1 protein-coding gene is annotated in these 641 nt (G+C 72.7%); it reads right to left on the reverse strand.

From position 1 onward, the window contains the following. Window positions 1-641: AMP-binding protein (locus D7X12_RS41730; RefSeq protein ID WP_147444022.1), on the reverse strand; the 641-nt coding region annotated here is incomplete at both ends.

The following is a 641-nucleotide window of genomic DNA, read 5'->3' on the forward strand; positions in this document are numbered from 1 at the left end:
CTGGGCGTCCGCGCGACGGCGCACGAGGTCGCCGGTGCGGTACATGCGGGCGCCAGGGACGGGACTGAAGGGGTCCGGGATGAAGCGCTCGGCGGTGAGGTCGGCCCGGCCGAGGTAGCCGCGTGCGAGGCCGGCGCCCGCGAGGAAGAGCTCACCGGGGACGCCGATGGGCTGCGGGTGCAGGTGGGCGCTGAGGACGTAGGCGCTCGTCTCCGGCAGGGGCAGGCCGATGGTGGGCTCGGCGGAGCCTGGGGGGACGCGGGTGAAGGTGGAGTAGGTGGTGTCCTCGGTGGGGCCGTAGAGGTTGAAGACGTGCTCGACGGTGCCGGTGGCGTAGAGGGCGCGCACGAGGGTGCCGGGAAGGGGCTCACCCGCGAGGTTGACGGTGCGGGCGGAGGGCGGCAGGGCCTTCAACCGAAGCAGCTCGGCGATGGCGGAGGGGACGGTGTTGATGAGCGTCACCTCCGAAGCGGCGGGCAGCTCCGCGAGCGCGAGGGCGTTGTCGGCGAGCAGCACCGCGCCACCGCAGGCCAGGGGCGCGAAGAGCTCGAAGATGGAGAGGTCGAAGCAAACGGACGTGGCGGCCAGCGTGCCCTTGAGCTGAGCGGGCGAGAAGGTGGAGAGCGCCCAGTCGAGGAAGG

Origin of the sequence: Corallococcus sicarius, assembly GCF_003611735.1 — a bacterium.
GTDB lineage: Bacteria > Myxococcota > Myxococcia > Myxococcales > Myxococcaceae > Corallococcus > Corallococcus sicarius.